Origin of the sequence: Brevundimonas sp. AAP58 (assembly GCF_001295975.1) — a bacterium.
In the GTDB taxonomy this organism is placed as follows: Bacteria; Pseudomonadota; Alphaproteobacteria; order Caulobacterales; family Caulobacteraceae; genus Brevundimonas.
Genome location: NZ_LJHU01000105.1, coordinates 1 through 1238, shown reverse-complemented (window position 1 = coordinate 1238; position 1238 = coordinate 1). Strand labels below are relative to the sequence as shown.

Annotated in this window: 1 protein-coding gene and 1 pseudogene; both read right to left on the bottom strand. The window is 75.1% G+C overall.

What is annotated here, in order from left to right:
* A pseudogene (locus IP78_RS12985) lies at positions 1 to 353 on the bottom strand (DUF4175 domain-containing protein); the annotation flags it as partial.
* Positions 350 to 1238 (bottom strand): hypothetical protein (locus IP78_RS15550; RefSeq protein ID WP_054112100.1); only part of this gene is annotated, 889 nt, incomplete at its 5' end. The pseudogene IP78_RS12985 and the gene IP78_RS15550, both read right to left, overlap by 4 nt.

Genomic DNA, 1238 nt, shown 5'->3' with positions numbered 1-1238 from the left:
CTTGCCGCCTCTCCGGCGCGAGCCTCAAGGCGACGGCGCTGGAGGGCGCGGAACCCGTCCAGCGCGCGAACATCGGCGAACAGCAGGGCGGCGCTGTCCTCGAAGGCGGCGAGGCGCGCATCGAGCGACCGGATCAGCCAGCTTTGGTCCAGCCGGCGGGCGCGCCACACGCCGAGGCCGACCACAGCGGCGAGGGTCAGGAGAGCGAGGAGGATCGCCAGGCCCCATCCCGCGACGCGCCAGCCCAGAACGCCGACGACGAGCGCAGCCGGAAGACCGAGGGCGACGGTGTCGAACAGGGCGCGCCACTGGGCCCGGCGCTGGGGCTGGAGCAGCAGGGGGACCGCCGTCATGGCGCGGACCCTCGGGCACGGCGGGTGGCCAGCCAGCGCTCTCCGGCGAAGACGAGCGCGATCAGGATGGCCAGCCACGGGCGCAGATCGAGCGGCGGCTGGGTGTAGGGCGCGGCCCCCGTCAGGGGCGCATGGTCGGCGGCGGCGACGCGGGTCGGCTCGGGCGGGGGCGTGAGCAGGGTCCACAGGCGGTCGGGAAAGTCGGGTTCGAGCAGGGCGGGCAGATCCTGCGGCGTCAGGGCGCCGGACAGGACAACTGCACGGCCCTGCCCGATGCGACCCTCCGAGGCGATCACCACGCCGTCGGCATCGACCCAGACCGCGCGCAGGTCGCCATCGACGGGCAAGCGCAGGTCGCCCATGGTCAGGACCGTGGCGCCCGACCGGACCCGGTCGATGACGGCCTGGGGCGGGGTAGAGGTCGACAGCCAGACGATGCTCTGTGCATCGCGGGGCACGGGCCGATCGACGGCCGCGGGCTCGAAGGCGGGGTCTTCGCCCTCCTCGGTCCAGGCGGTTGCGGCGGCGCGGAGGTAGCGGACGGCGGCTTCGCCCTCGGCGTCGAAGCGGACGGTGAGGCGCGGCGGAGCGGGAGCGGCCAGCGTGGACGGCGCGCGGTTTTGGGCGGCCGGGGTCCACTCCACTTCGCGCGTCAGGATCGGGCGCTGGGCGTCGGCGTCGTCGATGACGGCGGGCGCGACGATGCGAAGCGGCGCGCCGTCGGGCAGTTCGGCGTCCAGTTGGCGGATCAGGCTGATCAGTCCGGTCGTGGGCGCTGGGGCCGGTCCGGCGCCGACTTCGGGAAAGCCCGGAGCCAGCCAGACGCGGCGGGCGTCGTCGTCGGCCTCGACGGAGGCGGGATCGACGCCGGGGGCGATCGCCACG